16 protein-coding genes are annotated in these 17694 nt (G+C 75.0%); 10 read left to right on the forward strand and 6 right to left on the reverse strand.

Translation table 11 applies throughout. The features are described from left to right. Positions 1-40 precede the first annotated feature (40 nt). Together ACZ5HG_RS07760 and rny are read left to right on the forward strand one after the other, a co-directional pair. Entirely contained in the window at positions 41-1348 is a 1308-nt protein-coding gene (locus tag ACZ5HG_RS07760) for a regulatory protein RecX (protein ID WP_464181579.1), read from the forward strand. A 353-nt stretch (positions 1349-1701) separates the two neighbouring features. Continuing rightward, positions 1702-3255 carry a ribonuclease Y gene (gene rny / locus ACZ5HG_RS07765; protein WP_464181581.1) on the forward strand — a complete coding sequence of 518 codons (1554 nt, stop codon included), beginning with the start codon at positions 1702-1704 and terminating at the stop codon, positions 3253-3255. 33 nt (positions 3256-3288) lie between these two features. On the opposite strand, the gene ACZ5HG_RS07770 is transcribed toward rny, so the two are convergent. The 4 genes from ACZ5HG_RS07770 to ACZ5HG_RS07785 form a co-directional block, all read right to left on the reverse strand. After that, complete coding sequence (locus ACZ5HG_RS07770; protein WP_464181582.1) at positions 3289-4161, reverse strand: amino acid ABC transporter permease; 873 nt, start codon at positions 4159-4161, stop codon at positions 3289-3291. After that, a complete protein-coding gene (locus ACZ5HG_RS07775; protein ID WP_464181583.1) occupies positions 4158-4808 on the reverse strand; it encodes an amino acid ABC transporter permease in 651 nt (216 codons plus the stop codon). Before ACZ5HG_RS07775 ends, ACZ5HG_RS07770 begins: the two co-directional genes overlap by 4 nt. Before the next feature lie 96 nt (positions 4809-4904). Then, the gene (locus ACZ5HG_RS07780; protein WP_464181584.1) at positions 4905-5792 is read right to left on the reverse strand and encodes a glutamate ABC transporter substrate-binding protein; all 888 of its coding nucleotides are present in this window, start codon (positions 5790-5792) and stop codon (positions 4905-4907) included. A gap of 88 nt (positions 5793-5880) precedes the next feature. Further along, positions 5881-6657: an amino acid ABC transporter ATP-binding protein gene (locus ACZ5HG_RS07785; protein WP_464181585.1), complete on the reverse strand. Its 777-nt coding sequence runs from the start codon at positions 6655-6657 to the stop codon at positions 5881-5883. A 164-nt stretch (positions 6658-6821) separates the two neighbouring features. On the opposite strand from ACZ5HG_RS07785, the gene miaB reads away from it, so the two are divergent. Next, positions 6822-8420: a tRNA (N6-isopentenyl adenosine(37)-C2)-methylthiotransferase MiaB gene (gene miaB / locus ACZ5HG_RS07790; RefSeq protein WP_464181586.1), complete on the forward strand. Its 1599-nt coding sequence runs from the start codon at positions 6822-6824 to the stop codon at positions 8418-8420. 88 nt (positions 8421-8508) lie between these two features. On the opposite strand, the gene ACZ5HG_RS07795 is transcribed toward miaB, so the two are convergent. Continuing rightward, complete coding sequence (locus ACZ5HG_RS07795; protein WP_464181587.1) at positions 8509-9009, reverse strand: YbjN domain-containing protein; 501 nt, start codon at positions 9007-9009, stop codon at positions 8509-8511. Beyond that, complete coding sequence (locus tag ACZ5HG_RS07800; RefSeq protein ID WP_464181589.1) at positions 9006-9566, reverse strand: type III secretion system chaperone family protein; 561 nt, start codon at positions 9564-9566, stop codon at positions 9006-9008. The genes ACZ5HG_RS07795 and ACZ5HG_RS07800 overlap by 4 nt, the downstream gene beginning before the upstream one ends. Before the next feature lie 195 nt (positions 9567-9761). Here ACZ5HG_RS07800 and ACZ5HG_RS07805 point away from each other — a divergent pair, with 195 nt between their 5' ends. The 7 genes from ACZ5HG_RS07805 to dapF all read left to right on the forward strand — a co-directional run bounded on the left by ACZ5HG_RS07805 (position 9762) and on the right by dapF (position 17625). After that, positions 9762-10250, forward strand: coding sequence for a type III secretion system chaperone family protein (locus ACZ5HG_RS07805; protein ID WP_464181592.1), 489 nt, complete (start codon positions 9762-9764; stop codon positions 10248-10250). Further along, positions 10250-10768 (forward strand): type III secretion system chaperone family protein, encoded by a 519-nt coding sequence (locus ACZ5HG_RS07810; protein WP_464181594.1) that lies wholly within the window; start codon positions 10250-10252, stop codon positions 10766-10768. Before ACZ5HG_RS07805 ends, ACZ5HG_RS07810 begins: the two co-directional genes overlap by 1 nt. A 98-nt stretch (positions 10769-10866) precedes the next feature. Beyond that, positions 10867-12819, forward strand: coding sequence for an HSP90 family protein (locus ACZ5HG_RS07815; protein ID WP_464181596.1), 1953 nt, complete (start codon positions 10867-10869; stop codon positions 12817-12819). Then, positions 12816-14780 (forward strand): hypothetical protein, encoded by a 1965-nt coding sequence (locus tag ACZ5HG_RS07820; RefSeq protein ID WP_464181598.1) that lies wholly within the window; start codon positions 12816-12818, stop codon positions 14778-14780. The genes ACZ5HG_RS07815 and ACZ5HG_RS07820 overlap by 4 nt, the downstream gene beginning before the upstream one ends. 57 nt (positions 14781-14837) lie before the next feature. Further along, positions 14838-15743 carry a hypothetical protein gene (locus ACZ5HG_RS07825; protein ID WP_464181600.1) on the forward strand — a complete coding sequence of 302 codons (906 nt, stop codon included), beginning with the start codon at positions 14838-14840 and terminating at the stop codon, positions 15741-15743. Beyond that, positions 15740-16696 (forward strand): tRNA (adenosine(37)-N6)-dimethylallyltransferase MiaA, encoded by a 957-nt coding sequence (miaA, locus tag ACZ5HG_RS07830; protein ID WP_464181602.1) that lies wholly within the window; start codon positions 15740-15742, stop codon positions 16694-16696. The genes ACZ5HG_RS07825 and miaA overlap by 4 nt, the downstream gene beginning before the upstream one ends. Continuing rightward, positions 16693-17625, forward strand: a complete 933-nt coding sequence (gene dapF, locus ACZ5HG_RS07835) for a diaminopimelate epimerase (protein ID WP_464181603.1) — start codon at positions 16693-16695, stop codon at positions 17623-17625. Before miaA ends, dapF begins: the two co-directional genes overlap by 4 nt. Positions 17626-17694: the final 69 nt, after the last annotated feature.

The raw sequence follows: 17694 nt of genomic DNA on the forward strand, positions 1-17694 counted from the left end.
CGCGGCGGCTGGTGGTGCGGCGCGCGCGACGGTCGGCGACGTGGCGCGCACGACGGTCGGCGGGAAGGCGAGCGTGATGCAGCAGCAGGACGGTGCCGGGGACGGCGCGCGCGCGGCGGGGCGGCCGAGCCACGAGGAGCAGGTGGCGGACCTCGCGCGTCGGCTCGCGGAGCTGACGGCGGGACGCGCGGACGCGGCGCGCGGTGGCGTGGCTGGTGGTGGCGCGGCGGACGGTGGCGTGGCCGGCGGCGGTGCGGCGGACGGTGGCGTGGCCGGTGATGGCGTGGCCGGTGATGGCGTGGCCGGCGGCGGCCTGGTCGGCGGTGGTGCGGCGCGGTCGGCGGGGGTCTCCGCGGCTGAGGCGGCCACAGACGAGGTGGCGCAGGGCGAGGCGGCGACGGGCGAAGTCGCGCGCGCCCAGACTGCGCGAGCCCGGGCAGCACGCGCCTCATCCGCGGGCGCCGATGATCCCTGGGCCGAGGTGCCGACGGGGTCCGAGCCGGAGGATCCCTGGGCCGGCGCTCCAGCGCGGCCGGTCGACGCCGTCGACCCGTGGGCCGGCACGCCGGCGCTGCCGGTGTCCGAGGACCCATGGGACGGTGCCGCAGGCGAGCCGCATGACCCCGAGGATCCATGGCTCGGGCCTCCTGCCGCGCCCGAGGACCCGCGGGGCGGTGCTGATGCCGAGCGCGGTTCCCGGCGCGGCACGAGGGGCGGCGCGTCCGGCACCCGACGCAGCAGTGGCTCGTCCTGGTCGGGCCGTGGCGCGCGGGGCGGCCGCCGGGGTCGCGGTTCGGCGCAGGAGCCGCCGGAGACCGGCGCGGCCGCGGTGGACGCGGAGCCGGACCGCGAGCAGGTCGCCCGCACGGTGGCGCTGCGGCTGCTCACCGGGGCGCCGCGCAGCCGGGCGCAGCTCGCGGAGGCCATGGCGCGTCGGGACGTCCCTGACGAGATCGCCGACCGGGTGCTCGATCGGTTCACCGAGGTCGGCCTCGTGGACGACGCCGCCTACGCGGAGGTGCTGGTGCGCAGCCGGCACGCCGAGAAGGGGCTGTCCCGTCGTGCGCTCGCGATGGAGCTGCGGCGTCGGGGGGTCGACCCGGTGACGGCAGCCGAGGCGCTGGAGCAGGTCGAGGAGTCCGACGAGGAGAGTGCGGCGCGGGTGCTGGTCCGGCGCAAGCTCGCGTCGACGCGCGGTCTCGACCGGGAGGTCCGGGTGCGACGCACGTCGGCGATGCTCGGGCGCAAGGGTTACGGCGGCGGGCTCGTCTCGCGGCTGGTGCGCGAGGAGCTGGCGGCGGAGGGGCAGGCCGACGCTGACCCGTGGGCGGACGAGCCGCTGGGGTGACCGCTGGGGCGAAGCGCAGGCCGGCTCGGGCCGGTGCGCGGACGCGCCCTGGGCGTGACCTGCGGGGGCGAAGGGGCAGTCCGACAGCACCCATGCGGCCGCGCCGCCCGCGCCGCCCGCGCCGCCCGCCCGCGCCGCCCGCCCACGCCGCCCGCCCGCTGATACTCGACGGTATCCGCGCCTCCGGGATGCGGGTCGCTCGTCTCCTGTGAGCCGCCGGTGCGGGAGAATGCCGGGAGCGTCACAGCTGCGGCGCCGGGGTGATCCGGTGCCTGGACCTCGCGTGGCGCTCACCCGCGGAACCGGACCCCCGTCCGGGGCGTTGTCGGTCCGAGACCGGGCGAAGGAGAGTGGTGCACGTGCGCGACATGGTGATCGTCGTCGGTCTGCTGGCGGCATGCCTGGTCGCGCTGATCCTGGTGCTGCTCGCCCGTCGCGAGGCGGATGCGGTGCGTCGGCAGGCGAACGAGGACGTGCAGACGATCCGCGACGAGGCCCGCACGCTGCTCGCGGACGCCCAGCGCCGGGAGGTCCGGGTCGAGGCGCGCGAGCGGTCGGTCGGGGAGCAGGAGCGGGCGACGGCGGAGCGTGAGCAGGCCGCCGGTCGCCGGGAGTCGGCGGCGCGGGCCGCGCGGGACGAGGCGGAGGAGCTGCGCAGCGCGGTGCAGCGCGAGCAGTCCGAGGCGGCACGCGCGGCGGAGCAGACGCGGGCGGAGGCGGAGCAGCGGGCGGCCGCCCGGCTGACCGAGGCGGAGCGCGAGGCGACGGCGCGGCTGGAGGCGACCTCCGGGCTGTCGGCGGCGGAGGCGCGTGCGGAGCTGCTGCGGCAGCTGACCGCGGACGCGATGCAGCAGGCGTCGGCGTCGGTGCGTCGGATCGAGGCGCAGGCCAAGCGGACGGCGGAGGCGCGGGCGCGCCGGGTGGTGGCGACGGCGGTGCACCGCACGGCCGTGCCGACGAGCGCGCAGGCGGCGGTGACGATCCTGCCGCTGCCCTCGGACGAGATGAAGGGCCGGATCATCGGCAAGGAGGGCCGGAACATCCGGCTGTTCGAGGCGCTGACCGGTGTGAACGTGCTGGTGGACGACACCCCGGGATCGGTGGTGCTGTCCTGCTTCGACGTGGAGCGGCGTGAGGTCGCGCAGGTGGCGCTGGACGCGCTGATGGCGGACGGGCGGATCAACCCGCAGCGGATCGAGGCGGCGTACGCCGAGGCGGTGGCGGGTGCGGACCAGCGCGCCGACGAGGCGGGTGCGGACGCGGCGGAGCGCGCCGGGGTGCGCGGCCTGGACGAGACGCTGCTGCGGCTGCTGGGCCGGCTGCGCCTGCGCGGCTCCTACGGGCAGGACGTGCTGGAGCACCTGGTGGAGACGGCGCTGCTCGCGGCGCAGATCGCCGCGGAGCTCGGTGCCGACGTCGAGGTGACCCGGCGGGCGGCGTTCCTGCACGACATCGGCAAGGCGGTGACCGGTGAGGTGCCGGGCACGCACGCGCAGGTGGGTGCGGCGCTGGCCGGTCGGCACGGGGAGTCGGCGGTGGTCGTGAACGGGATCGCCGCGCACCACGACGAGGTCCCGCAGGAGACGGTCGAGGCGGTGCTGGTGCAGGTCGCGGACGCGATCTCGGCGGCGCGCCCGGGTGCCCGTCGCGAGGACATCGACCAGCACGTCGAGCGGCTGGAGCGCCTGGAGGAGCTGGTCGCCGGGCACGCGGGGGTGCGGCGCGCGCTGGCGATGGCCGCCGGTCGGGAGATGCGGGTGGTCGTGGAGCCGGAGACGGTGCCGGACGAGGCGCTGGGCAGGCTCGCGGTGGAGATCGCCCGGCACATCGAGGCCGACCTGTCCTACCCGGGCGAGATCAAGGTGACCGTCGTCCGCGAGGTCCGCGCCAGCGCCACCGCGGGCTGACGCGCCACCCGCCGTCGAACCCGAGCACCGCGCTCACACCGCGCGGCCGCTGGCGAGGTCGCTGCCGGGCAGCGTCGGATCGCCGACGGACGGCGCGGCGGTGCGCAGCGAGCGCCCCTGAAACCAGATCGCGAGCCGGGTCAGCGTGAGGTTCACGATCAGGTAGGTGCCCGCGCCGACGACGAACAGCGCCACGTAGTACTGGTTGCCGAAGTACTGCGCGTTGTTCTGCATGGACTTCAGCAGCTCGGCGTAGCCGACGATGTAGCCGAGCGAGGAGTCCTTGAGCAGCACGACGAGCTGGGCGATCAGGCTGGGCAGCATCGTGCGGACGGCCTGGGGGAGCAGCACGAGCAGCAGGGTCTGCGTGCGGGACAGCCCGATGGCGTAGGCGGCCTCGGCCTGACCGCGCGGCAGCGAGGCGAGCCCGGCGCGCAGGATCTCCGCGATGATCGCCATGTTGTACACCGACAGGCCGAACACCACGGCGATGAACGCGTCCCAGCCGAAGACGAGCAGCCCGGCGAGCATGAGCAGCAGCACGGGCAGCCCGCGGAACAGCTCGATCACGACGGTGGCGGGCAGCCGCAGCCAGCGGTGACGGGTGGTGCGCCACAGCGCGAGCAGCAGGCCGAGGGCGAGGGCGATCGGGGCGGCGACGACGGCGGCGCGCAGGGTGGCGCCGAGCCCGCGGACCAGCATGGACGTCCACACGGCCGAGGCCGACTGGTTCTTGGGCGGGTCGTAGAGCACGTCCCAGCGGTCGGCGCCGAACAGCCCGCGCTGGTCGGCGTAGCGGAAGGCGAACGCGAGCAGCACGATCAGCGCCAGCGCACCGATCACCGAGCCGATCCGCTCGCGCCGGCGGGTGGCCGGTCCGGGGGCGTCGTACAGGACGGAGCTCATCGCGCGAACGCCACCTTCCGCTCGAGGACGCCGGCGAGGTAGCCCGCCGGCACGGTGATCACCAGGTAGAAGATCGCGACGCCGGCCAGCGCCCACATCGCGTCGGCGGGGTTGGCCAGCGCGAGCCGGCGCCCGGTGGCCAGCAGCTCGACCACGGCGAACCCGGCGGCGACCGAGGTGTTCTTGGTCAGGGCGATCAGCACGTTGATCAGCGGCGGGATCACCGAGCGCACCGCCTGCGGCAGCACGACGAGGCCGAGGGTCTGCCCGAAGGTCAGCCCGATCGCCCGCGCGGCCTCGGCCTGCCCGACGGCCACCGAGTTGATCCCGGAGCGCACCGCCTCGCAGACGAAGGCCGAGGTGTAGAGGGACAGCGCGACGACCGCGGTCCAGAACCCGAGCGGGGGCAGGATGCCGAACTGCGGGGCCACGAAGACCAGGAAGAAGAACACCAGCGTGAGCGGGGTGTTGCGCAGGATCTCGACGTAGACGGTGGCGGCGGCGCGCAGCGGGGCGAGCGGCGACACCCGCAGCGCGGCGAGCAGGGTGCCGGCGACCAGGGACAGCGCGCCGGAGATCAGCGTGAGGCGCAGGGTCACCCAGAAGCCGGTCAGGTAGGCCGGGAGGTTGTCGACGATCAGGTCCACCGGTGGGTCCTCACAGGGATCAGGTCGGCTCGCCGGGACGGGTCAGGGTGCAGGGCCCCGGCCCGTCCCCGCGGTCGCGGACGGTCGGTGGTGCGGTCAGTACCGGTCGACGGTCGGCGGCTCCGGCGTCGGGAGCACGGCGCCGGCGGTCGAGGTCCAGGCGGCCTCCCAGCTGCCGTCCTCGAAGGACTCCTCCAGCACGTCGTTGATCCACATGCGGAAGTCGGTGTCGTCCAGCGCGAGGCCGATGCCGTAGGGCTCGGCGGTGAACGGCTCGCCGCGCACCTCGAAGGTCGGGTCGGAGTCCGCGAAGCCGGCGAGGATCACGTTGTCGGTGCTCATCGCGTCGACCTGCCCGTTGCGCAGCGGGTCGAGGCAGTCGGAGTAGGCGCCGAACGCGACGACCTCGGTGTCGGGGAAGTTCTCCAGCAGGTTCTTCTCCGGGGTGGAGCCGCCGACGGTGCAGACTGATCTGCCGGCGAGGTCGTCCTCGCCCTGGATGTCCTCGTTGCTGGCGAGCGTGAGGATCGACTGCCCGGCCTCGTAGTACGGACCGGCGAAGGAGACGACCTTCTTCCGGTCGTCGTTGATCGTGTAGGTCGCGATCACCAGGTCCACCTGGTCGGACTCGATGAAGGTCTCACGGTTGGCGGAGATCGTCTCGGTCCAGGTGATGCCGTCCTCGGGGATGCCGAGCTTGCCGGCGATCAGCTTGCCGATCTCCACGTCGAAGCCCTCGGGCACGCCGTCCGGGCCGACCAGGCCGAACAGCGGCTGGTCGAACTTGGTGCCGATCCGGATCTCGCCGGCCTCGGCGAGCGCCGCCATGGTGGAGCCCTCCGGGAAGCTGGCGGGGTCGACGGCGGTGACGGACTCCTCGGGGGTGTCGCCCCCGTCGGCGCCGTCGTCGGAGCTGCTGCACGCCGCCAGGGCGAGGGTGGCGGCGGCCAGGACGGCGATCGGTCCAGCGGTGCGGGTTCTCATCAGGATCTCCTCGGTTCGCGGCGGTCGTGGTCTGCGGGCGGAGCTCTGTCGGTCGGGGTCGGGTGCGGGTCGGGGTCGGAGGGTCGGCTCAGTGGGTGAGGATCTTGGACAGGAAGTCGCGGGCGCGCTCGCTGCGCGGGGCGGTGAAGAAGGTCTCCGGATCGGCCTCCTCGACGATCCGCCCGCCGTCCATGAACACGACGCGGTCGGCGGCCCGCCGGGCGAAGCCCATCTCGTGCGTGACGACGATCATCGTCATGCCGTCGGCGGCCAGGGCGGTCATCACGTCGAGGACCTCGTTGATCATCTCCGGGTCCAGCGCGGAGGTCGGCTCGTCGAAGAGCATGACCTTGGGCTCCATCGCCAGCGCGCGGGCGATGGCGACGCGCTGCTGCTGCCCGCCGGACAGCTGCGCCGGCAGCTTGGCGGCCTGACCCGCGACGCCGACCCGCTCCAGCAGGGCGGTCGCGCGGGCCCGTGCCTCGCCGGTGGGCACCCGGCGGACCTTGCGGAGGCCGAGGGTGACGTTCTCCAGCACCGTGCGGTGCGCGAACAGGTTGAAAGACTGGAACACCATGCCGACGTCGGCGCGCAGCCGGGCCAGCGCACGGCCCTCGGCGGGCAGCGGGGCGCCGTCGACGGTGATCGTGCCGGAGTCGATGGTCTCCAGCCGGTTGATCGTGCGGCACAGCGTGGACTTGCCGCTGCCGGAGGGGCCGATCACCACCACGACCTCGCCGCGACGCACCGTGAGGTCGACGTCCTGGAGCACGTGCAGCGCGCCGAAGTGCTTGTTCACCTGATCGAGGACGACGAGGGGGTCACCGGCGGCGGTGGGGGCGGGGCCAGGGCGGGTCTCTGCCATCTGGGAAACCTATGACCCGTCTGTTAAGGCTGCCATTCGATCGAGTCACGATCTGGAAACAGACCTGGTCAGTGCAACCGTCTGCCGACCAGCAGATCGGCGCGCGCCCGCCGTCGGAAGGGCGCGGCGGGACGAGGGGATCGCGGGTCGTACCCTTGACGGCGATGAGCACGATCACGCCCCCCGCACCTGAGACGCTCGGCGCCCCCACGCCCGGCGCCGCGCCGCGCACGTACCTGGTCAAGACCCTCGGCTGCCAGATGAACGTGCACGACTCCGAGCACATGGCCGGCATGCTGGAGCAGGCCGGCTACGTCCCCGCCGACCCGGCGTCCGCCGCCGCGGAGGAGGTGGACGTCATCGTGATCAACACCTGCGCGGTGCGCGAGAACGCCGCCGACCGCCTCTACGGCAACCTGGGCCGCCTCGCCGGCACCAAGCGCTCGCGACCCGGCATGCAGATCGCCGTCGGCGGCTGCCTGGCGCAGAAGGACCGCGCCGGGATCGTCGAGCGCGCGCCGTGGGTGGACGTCGTCTTCGGCACGCACAACCTCGACGTGCTGCCGGTGCTGCTGGAGCGCGCCCGGCACAACGCGCAGGCCGAGGTGGAGATCGAGGAGTCGCTCAAGGTCTTCCCCTCGACGCTGCCCACCCGCCGCGAGTCGGTCTACGCCGGCTGGGTGTCGATCAGCGTGGGCTGCAACAACACCTGCACCTTCTGCATCGTGCCGCACCTGCGCGGCAAGGAGCGCGACCGCCGGCCGGGCGAGGTGCTGGCCGAGGTGGCCGCGCTGGTCGACCAGGGCGCGATCGAGGTGACCCTGCTCGGGCAGAACGTGAACTCCTACGGCGTCGAGTTCGGCGACCGCGGGGCGTTCGCGAAGCTGCTGCGGGCCACCGGGCAGATCGAGGGGCTGGAGCGGGTGCGCTTCACCTCGCCGCACCCGGCGTCCTTCACCGACGACGTGATCGCGGCGATGGCCGAGACGCCGACCGTGATGCCGAGCCTGCACATGCCGTTGCAGTCCGGCTCGGACCGGATCCTGCGCGCGATGCGCCGCTCGTACCGCTCGGAGAAGTTCCTCGGGATCCTCGACCGGGTGCGCGAGCGGATGCCGCACGCGGCGATCACCACCGACATCATCGTGGGCTTCCCCGGCGAGACCGAGGAGGACTTCGCCGAGACGCTGCGCGTGGTGGAGGCCTCCCGGTTCTCCTCGGCGTTCACCTTCCAGTACTCGCCGCGCCCCGGCACCCCGGCCGCGGACCTGCCCGACCAGCTGCCGAAGGAGGTCGTCCAGGAGCGCTACGAGCGGCTGGTCGCGCTCCAGGAGCGGATCACGCTGGAGGAGAGCCGCGCGCAGGTCGGTCGCACCGTCGAGGTGCTGCTCGCCGAGGGCGAGGGCCGCAAGGACGGCGAGAGCCGCCGGCTGTCCGGCCGCGCCGACGACAACCGCCTGGTGCACCTCTCGCTGCCGGTCGACCTGCCGGCCGCCGACGCCCCGCGCCCCGGCGACCTGGTCACCGTGCAGGTCACGCACGCCGCCCCGCACCACCTGGTCGCGGACTCCGCGCTGGACGGCGGCCCGTTCGCGGTCCGGCGCACCCGGGCCGGCGACGCCTGGGAGCGCCGGCAGAACGGCGAGGACGAGCACACGCACGGGGGAGCGGGGGACTCCTGCGGCACCGGTGGCGGCGGTGCGGAGGGCGGCGGTCCGGCGGCCCCGGTGCTGCTCGGCCTGCCGACGATCGGGCTGCGCTGATCGATCGGGCTGCGCTGATCGATCGGGCTGCGCTGATCGATGGGGCCGCGCTGATCGATGGGGCCGCGCTGATCGATCGCGCCGCGGCTCACTCCGACGGCGGCAGCAGGCTCTCGAAGGACGCGAACGCCTGCACGCCGGTGCCCAGCCCGCAGGAGACGAGCTGGTCGAGCTGCTCGGCGGTGACCCCGTGCTCCAGGTCGGTGGAGACCTCGGAGTAGATCGCCAGCTGGCCCTCCTCCTCGCGGACGTAGAGCTTGGGCCAGATGCGCTCGCGGTTCCAGTCGTTCAGGGCCAGCGTGACCGCGCGGCGCCCGGCGACCGGCAGCTGGCGATGCCAGCGGCCCCGCACCTGGAGGATCTCGTGCTCCTCGCCCAGCAGCAGGAACCAGAACCGGGACTCGTTCCACACGCCGGTCAGGTCGCCGTCGTCGTCGATCCGGTGGTGGTAGCCGTGCGCGGTGAGCGTCTCGGCCACCCGGTCGCGGGTGAGCGGCGTCGGCCGGGCCTGCACCGGAACCCGGCGCTGCGGCACCGGCTGGCGCACCGCGAGCACCCGGGACAGCCAGCCCGGCTGACGGGCGCTCACGGAGCCACCGCGGCGGGGTCGGGGTACAGGTCGTCGATCGCGTCGAAGAAGGTGGTCGAGCTGCTCAGCCCGCAGAACAGCAGCTGGCTGAGCTGGTCGTCGGTGGCGCCGTGCTCCAGGTCGGTGGAGACCTCGGCCACCACGTGCACCATGCCGTTGTCCCGCACGCGCACGTAGGCCTTGGGCCAGATCCGCTCGGCGTTCCACTCGGTGCAGGCGTCCAGCACCTCCTCCAGGCGCTCGATCGCGACCTCCCGGTGCCACTGCCCGCGCACCTGGAGGATCTCGGAGCGCTCGCCGAACAGGAAGAAGTAGAACAGCCGGCCGCGCCACAGCCCGCCGAGGTCGCCGTCGTTGTCCACGAAGTAGTGGAAGCCGTTCGCCTCCAGCCACTGCACCACGCGCTCGGTGCTCAGCGGCGAGGGCCGGCCGTCGTCCACGGTCGCGGGCACGGCGGCGCGATCCGCCCGCGACGGGCTGCCGGGCGGGGTGCCGACGCCCTCGTCCTGCGGACCGCCCGGACCTCGGCGCTGCCGCCGGTTCCGGAAGAGACCCATGAGAAGACCCTACCCGGGGGTCCGCGGTGCCACCCGGACGGGTGCGCGCGCGGCCCACAGGTCGCTTTGTCCGATTCGGTTGTTAGTCTCACCTTCGACGGGCACGCGAGTGCTCTCACCTGCACCGACAGGTTCCCGGGGTGCGGCGTCCACCAGGACCACGGCCGCGCCCGACCGACGAGCGACGAGGACGACATGGGATTCTTCACCAAGCCGGATGCTGCCGCGGGCGGCCACCTGACCCCGCTGACCCACGACCGGATCACCGGTGTGCTGGACGGCCGCGACATGCGGTACGCCGTGGACGACGACGGCGACATCGGCGGCTACTGGGACGGGCACCTCTTCTACTTCTTCCGGATGGGCCAGCACCAGGAGTACCTCCAGGTGCGCGGGCGCTGGAACCGGAAGATCGGCCTGGACCAGCTCGAGCGCGCCACGGCGCTGGTGAACGCCTGGAACGCCGACAAGCTGTGGCCCAAGGGCTACGTGCGCGTCGAGGACGACGTGCTCGGCATCTACGCGGAGCACACCGTCGACTACGAGCACGGCGTCACCGACGAGCAGATCGACCTGCACCTCGCCTGCGGCATCTCGACCGCGCTCCAGCTCTTCGAGCACATCGACGAGGCGTACCCGGCCGAGGCCGCCGTCGCCAAGGCCGAGTACGACGCGGCGGAGTGATGGGCTTCTTCACCAAGGACGCCCTGCCCGCCGACGGCGGCGAGGCGCTGGCCCCGCTGAGCCGTGAGCGGGTGCGCGCCTACCTGGACGCCCAGGGGTACCGCTACGAGGTCGACGAGGACGGTGACGTCTGGGGCTGGTGGGACCAGCACGGCATCTGGTTCCTGCTGCTCGGCGCCCAGGAGTCCGCGCTGTTCGTGCGCGCGCAGTACAACCGCAAGATCCCGGTCGACCGGCTCGGCCAGGTGCTGGAGATCGCGAACGCGTGGTCGCAGAGCCACCCGTGGCCGCACGTGTACGCGGTGCCGGACGCCGACGGCGAGTTCCTGATGATCTACGCGCACCACACGGTCGCGTACCCGGAGGGCCTGTCCGACGCGCGGCTCGCCGACCACATCACCTGCGGGATCGAGACGACGCTGCCGTTCTTCGACCACCTCGACGAGTTCTTCCCGGAGGCGGTCGCCGAGGCGCACGTGCGGCTCGGGATCACCGGGACGGACGAGGCGCAGGACTGATCGAGCAGGACTGATCGACCCGGCGGGGCCGGTGCGCGCGGACGACCTCCCGCACCGGCCTCGCCGCGAGGCATGACGGACGAGACGAAGGAGCACACGTGGGACCGAGCACGGGCAGCGGGGACGTCACGTCCTCGAAGGCGTTCCAGGTCGACCTGCACGGGATCGTCGACCTGCTGGCGCGGCACCTGTACTCCGGCCCGCGGGTCTACCTGCGCGAGCTGCTGCAGAACGGCGTCGACGCGATCACCGCGCGGCACGCCCTGGACGCGGACGCCCCGGCGACGCTGCGGCTGCGCCCGCTGCCGGACGGCTCGCTGACCGTGACCGACTCCGGCGTGGGGCTCACGCTCGCCGAGGCGGAGGAGCTGCTGGCGACCGTCGGACGGTCCTCCAAGCGGGACCTGGACCTCGGGCTCGGCCGCGAGGAGTTCCTCGGCCAGTTCGGCATCGGCCTGCTGTCGGCGTTCATGGTCGCGGACGAGATCGAGCTGGTGTCCCGCTCGGCGAAGTCGCCGGACGCGGCGCCGGTGCGCTGGCGCGGGCACGCCGACGGCTCCTACGACCTGGCGGAGATCCCCGGTGCCGACACGGCCGCCGTCCCGGTCGGCAGCACCGTGCGGCTGCGGCCCCGGCGCGACATGGAGCACTGGCTGAGCGGCGAGACCGTGGTGGCGCTCGCGGGCGAGTTCGGCTCGCTGCTGCCGGTGGACGTGGCGGTGGAGGTCCCGCTGGGGGCGGCCGGTGGCGCCGTCCCGGGGGCGGCCGCGCCGGACGACCTGCCCCTCGCCGGCGGCGACCCGCGCCCCGGGCACGTCTGGCGCCGGATCACCGAGCCGGTGCTGCCCTGGGCGCGCGAGCACGGCGACGAGGCGTCCCGGCAGCGCGCGCTGGCGCAGTACTGCGAACGCACCCTCGGCTTCACGCCGCTGGCCAGCATCGACCTGTCCGTGCCGCTGGCCGGCGTCAGCGGGGTGGCCTACGTGCTGCCGGCCGCCGTGCCGCCGGGCGGGGGCGGGTCGCACCGGGTGTACCTCAAGCGGATGCTGCTCGGCACCCGCGTGGAGGGGCTGCTGCCGGAGTGGGCGTTCTTCGTGCGCTGCGTGATCGACGCCTCGGGGCTGCGGCCGACCGCCTCCCGCGAGCAGCTCTACACCGACGAGGTGCTGCTGGCGACGCAGGAGGCGCTGGCCGGAGCGATCCGGGAATGGACCCTGCGCACGCTGGAGTCCTCGACCACGCTCGCCAAGACCTTCGTCACCACGCACCACCTGGCGGTGCGCTCGCTGGCGCTCACCGACGACACCATGCTCGACCTGGCGACGAAGATCCTGCCGTTCGAGACCACCGACGGACCGCTCAGCCTGGCCGAGGTCGCCGAGCAGCACGGCCGGATCGTCTACGCGCCCACCCTGGAGGAGTACAAGCGGATCGCCCCGGTGGCCCGCGCCCAGGGCCTCGCGGTGGTCAATGCGGGCTACGTCTACGACGCCGACCTGCTGGCACGCCTGGCCGCGCGGTCCTCCGGCGAGGTGCGGCCGCTCGGCGGCGGGGACATCGCGCAGGTGCTGGAACCGGTGACCCCGGAGCGCGAGCTGGCGACGCTGGACGCGGTCACCGCCGGCGACGCCGTGCTGCGCCCGCTGGACTGCGAGCTGCTGCTGCGCACCTTCGAGCCCGCCGGGCTGCCCGCCGTGCTGCTGCACGACCGCGAGGGCGACCACCAGCGCGACCTGGCCCGCACGGTGGCCGAGGCGGACGACCTGTGGAGCGACGTGCTCGCGGGGTTCGCCGCCCCCGCCGCCGCGCGCAGCCTGGTGCTCAACGACCGCAGCCCGCTGGTCCGCGACCTGCTGGCCGCGCCGCCGGGCGAGGTCTTCGAGGCGGGCGTGCGCTCGCTGTACGTCTCCGCGCTGCTGCTGGCCGGCGAGCCGCTGCGCGCGCGGGAGTCGGAGCTGATGACGGGATCGATGAGCGTGCTGCTCCGCGAAGGGCTGCGGGGCGCGCGCGGGACGGATGCCGGGGGACCGGCGGGGGAGGACGGGCGATGAGCCGGACGCTGGACGAGGCCAACCGGGAGATCTCCGCGGTGCGGGGCATGCCCTACGGGCTCGCGCGCACCCAGGCCGCCGAGCGGCAGGTGCGGGTGGTCGAGGCCGAGGGGCCGGACGAGGCGCGTGCCTTCGCGCTGTCGACCCTGGTCGAGGCGTACAACTGGGGCGGCGAGCCGGAGAAGTCCTTCGTGCCCTTCGCGCAGCTGCTGCGCTGGTGGGACGAGCACCCGGAGAAGTTCGACGAGTACGACCGGCACGGCATGTTCTGGTCGTACAAGTGGATGGTCAGCGAGCTGGCGAACTTCCCGACCGTGCCCGCCGCGCAGATCGACCGCACCCTGGCCGACATGGAGCGCCGCTACGCGCTGGCCGGCAACGGCATGGACGCGGTCGCCTACGAGCGCTTCGCCTGGGCGCGGCAGCGCGGGTCGGCGGACGTCGAGCAGCACTTCCAGGCCTGGGTGGCCACCCCGCGCGACGACTTCTCGCAGTGCGAGGCCTGCGACCCCGGCGACCGCGCGTCCTGGCTGATCGCCACCGACCGGGTCGACGAGGGCATCCGCCTGATCGAGCAGACCCTCACCACCGACCCGTCCTGCGCCTCCGAGCCGGCGGACATGCTGTCCTACCTGGCGGAGGCCTACCTGCTCACCGGTCGCGCCCAGGACGCCGCCCGCGCCTACCGTCGTGCGGTCGCCGCCCTCGCCGAGGCCGACTCCGACATGGTCGGCGCCCGGGGCCGGCGGATCCGCCTGCTGGCCCGTGGCGGCCAGCCCACCCGGGCGATCCGCGCGATCGAGGAGGAGCAACACCTTTTCACCGGCGGGGACTCGCCGTACTCGCGGCTGGTGTTCTCCGTGCTGGTCGGTGCCGCCACCCACGTGCTGCGCGCCGAGCACGCCGACGCACCGGTCCGGCTGACCGGGGTGCCCGCCGCCACCGTGGCCGAGCTGGACGACTGGCTGCGCGCGCAGGCCGACGAGCTGGCCACCGCCTTCGACGCCCGCAACGGGACCTCCTCCGAGTCCGAGAGCGTCGCGACGGCGTGGGCGACCGAGCCGGCGGGGGTCGTGCTGGACCTCGACGTGCTGCCGCGCGGGGCGGGGCTCGCGGGCGGTGCGGGTTCTGTGGGCGGATCGGCGGGGTCGGGATCCGGTGCTCCGGCGGCGGGGTCGTCGATCGCCGATCCGGGTGCGTCGATCGCGGACCCCACGGCCCTGATCGCGGAGGCCGAGCGGCTGTCCGGCGCCGGGGACACCGAGGGCGCCGCCACCGCCTACCTGCGCGCGGCCGGCGCCGCCGAGTCCGCGGGTCTGCTGGTCGAGTCCGGCTTCTGCTACGCCGAGGCCGCCTACTGCGCCCAGACGCTCGGGGACGACGACGGGGCCGCCGGTGCCTACGAGGCCGCCGTCGCCCGCCTGACCGCCGGGGGCGCCGAGCCCGCGACCGTCGCGCCGGTGGTCGTGCAGTGGGCCCGCGCCGCCGCCGTCGCCGGGGGAGCCGACCGGGTGCTCGCCACCGTCGAGACCCTGGTCGCCGCGCTCGCCGCCCAGCAGCCCGCGCCCGACCTCGCCGCGGACCTCGCGAAGAAGGCCGAGGCCGAGCGCCGCCGCACCACCGCCGACCTGCAGGACGCCGCCGCCCGGCTGCTCGCCACCCGGGGCGACGACGCGGGCGCCGTCGAGGGCGCCCGGCTCGCGCAGCAGGCCGCCGAGTCCTTCGGCGGGCTCGGGGCGATCGGCGACGCCGCGCACGCGTTCTGGCTGGCCGGTCGGCTGCACGACCGCCTCGGGCAGGTGGACGAGGCGGTGTGGAACCTGGAGTCCGCCATGGAGGGCTTCGCCATGGTCCGGCGGCGCGACCTGCGCGGCGAGGTGGCGAACCTGCTGATCGACGTGCTGCGCCGCTCCGGGCAGGTCGCCCGCGCCGAGGCGCTGGCCGCCGAGCTCACCGCCTGAGCGCCGGGGCCGGCGTCGCGGGCAGGACCATCCCTGGTGACGGGCTACCGTCGGGGGGTGATCCTGCCCGTGGTGCTGCTGCCCGACACCGCCCTGCTCGTGCCGGGTGCCGCCGGGCGGTCCGATCCGCTGGCCGGGCTGCGCGCGGCGGCGGTCGAGGCGCTGGTGGAGGCGTGGGCGCAGGTGAGCGGGAGCGACCTTGCCGGCGCGCGGCGTGCACCGGGCGCGTGCTCGGTCCTGGTGATCGCTCCGGGTGCCCACGACCGTGACCTGCGCGGCGCGCGCGGCTCGCTGACCGCCGCCGGGGTGCCCGTCGCCCTGGTGCCGGAGGTCGGACCCGTCGACGGCCCGCCTGCCGACGTCCCCGCGTCGGTGGCGCTGCACCTCCTGCACGCCGCGGGGGTGCCGCTGGACGCGGTGCAGGTGCGGGAGGTGGCGCGCGTGGCGGCGGGCGGAGGGATCGCGCTGCCTGACCCGGAGCGGATCGATGCCGTGCTGCCCGATCTGCTGGTGGTGGTCGGGTCGCTCAGCGCCCGGGACGGCGAGGACGCCCCGCTGGCCGCCGACCCGGACGCCCCCGCCCTGGACGAGGCGCTGGCCGCGGCCCTCGGCACCGGCCCCGCCGCGCTCGCCGCCGTGCTGGACGGGCCCGCGGACCTGGCCGCGCTCGCGGTGTCCGGCGCCGGGCCCTGGCGGGCGCTGCTCGGGCTGCTGGCCGAGCACGACGTGTCGGCCGAGCCCTCAGATCCCGCTGATCCGGTTGATCTCGTCCGGGTGCTCGCGCGCACCACCGGAACCGCGCTCGGCGCGCACGTCGTCGCCCGCTGGCTGCTCGACGTCCCGGACCCGGCCCACGCGCCCGGTCTCGATCCCACCGCCGCCGCGGCCCGTGCGTCCGCCCCGGTCCCGTCCCGGGCGACCGCCCCCGTCCCCGCTGCCCCGAACGCCGAGGAGCCCCGTTGACCGTCGTCGTCGCCGTGGTCGGACCCACCGCCACCGGCAAGTCCGACCTGGGGCTCGCTCTCGCCGAGCGCCTCGGGGGCGAGGTGGTCAACGCCGACGCCCTCCAGCTGTACCGGGGGATGGACATCGGCACCGCCAAGCTGGCGCCCGCCGAGCGGAACGGGGTGCCGCACCACCAGCTCGACGTGCTCGACCCGCACGAGGACGCCACCGTCGCCGCGTACCAGGAGTCCGCCCGCGCCGACCTGGCCGACATCGCCGCGCGCGGGCACCGGGCCGTGGTCGTCGGCGGGTCCGGGCTGTACGTGCGCGCGCTGCTCGACCGGATGGAGTTCCCCGGCACCGACCCGCAGGTGCGTGCCGACCTGGAGGCCCGCGTCGAGGCCGAGGGCTCCCGGGCCCTGCACGCCGAGCTCACCCGCCTGGACCCGGTGGCCGCCGAGGGGATCGGCCCGCGCAACGCCCGCCGGATCGTCCGGGCGCTCGAGGTGATCGCGCTGACCGGCCGCCCCTACTCGGCGAACCTGCCGAGCCACGAGTACCAGGTGCCCGCCGTGCAGATCGGCCTGGACTGCGACCGCGCCGTGCTCGACACGCGCGTCGCGGCACGGGTCGACCGGATGTGGGCCGCCGGGCTGGTCGAGGAGGTGCGCACGCTCGCCGCCGCCGGGATCGGCCGGACCGCCTCCCGCGCGGTCGGCTACGCCGAGGTGCTGGCCGTGCTGCGCGGGGAGATCACCGAGGACGAGGCCCGCGAGCAGACCGTCGCCGGCACCCGCCGGCTCGCCCGCAAGCAGATGGGCTGGTTCGGCCGGGACCCGCGCGTGCACTGGCTGGACGCCCAGGACCCCGACCTGGTCGACCGTGCCCTCGCCCTGGTCGCCGCGGCCGACGCCGGCACGCTGGGACCGGCCACGGAGGACCCGGCGCCGCGCCGTAGTCTGGGCTCATGACCGAGGCGCTGCACGTCACCAAGGGGCACGGCACCCAGAACGACTTCGTGCTGCTCGACGGCCGCGACGGCGCCGCGCTGGACGCCGACCTGGTGCGGGCGCTCGCGGACCGGCGGGCCGGCATCGGCGGCGACGGCGTGATCCGGCTGATCGCCAGCGAGGCCCTGCCCGAGGGCGCCCCCGTGCTCGCCGAGGACCCGGCCGCCACCTGGTTCATGGACTACCGCAACGCCGACGGGTCGATCGCCGAGATGTGCGGCAACGGCGTGCGCGTGGTCGCGGAGTACGCCCGCCACCTCGGCGTCTGGGACCCGGCCGCCGGCGACCTCGTGCTCGGCACCCGCGCCGGCGTGCGCCGCGTCCGCGAGGTGCCCGCCGCCGACGGTGGCGACGCCACCTGGTACGCCGTCGACATGGGCCCGTGGCGGCTGCCCGGCGGTGACGCAGCGGTGGCCGCCGGCCTCGACGCGCAGGTGACCGTCGCCGGGCTGGACGTCCCGCGCCCCGCGCTCAGCGTCGACCTGGGCAACCCGCACACCGTGATCGCCCTGGCCGACGCCGCCGACCTGGTCGCCGCCGACCTCACCCGCGCCCCCGTCGTCGACCCCGTGCCCCCGCACGGCACCAACGTCGAGCTCGTCGTGCCCCTCGGCGAGGACCGGGCCGCCGACGGCACCCCCGTGGGCCGGCTGCGCATGCGCGTGCACGAGCGCGGCGTCGGCGAGACCCGCTCCTGCGGCACCGGCGCCTGCGCCGCCGCGCTCGCGGTCCGCACCTGGGGCGGCGCCGGGTCGCCGGACGTGTGGCTGGTGGACGTCCCCGGCGGGACGGTGCGGGTGACCGTGCTCCCCGACGGCCACGTCGAGCTCGCCGGCCCCGCCGTCCTCGTCGCCGAGATCCAGGTCACCCGCGCGTCTCTCGCGCACTGATCCCTGCGCCCCCGGCCTGCTCCCGCACCCGTGCCCGCCCGCACCCTCCCGTGCGGCGCACCTCCCGCG

It is taken from the genome of Cellulomonas sp. GTC20042, from assembly GCF_055389595.1.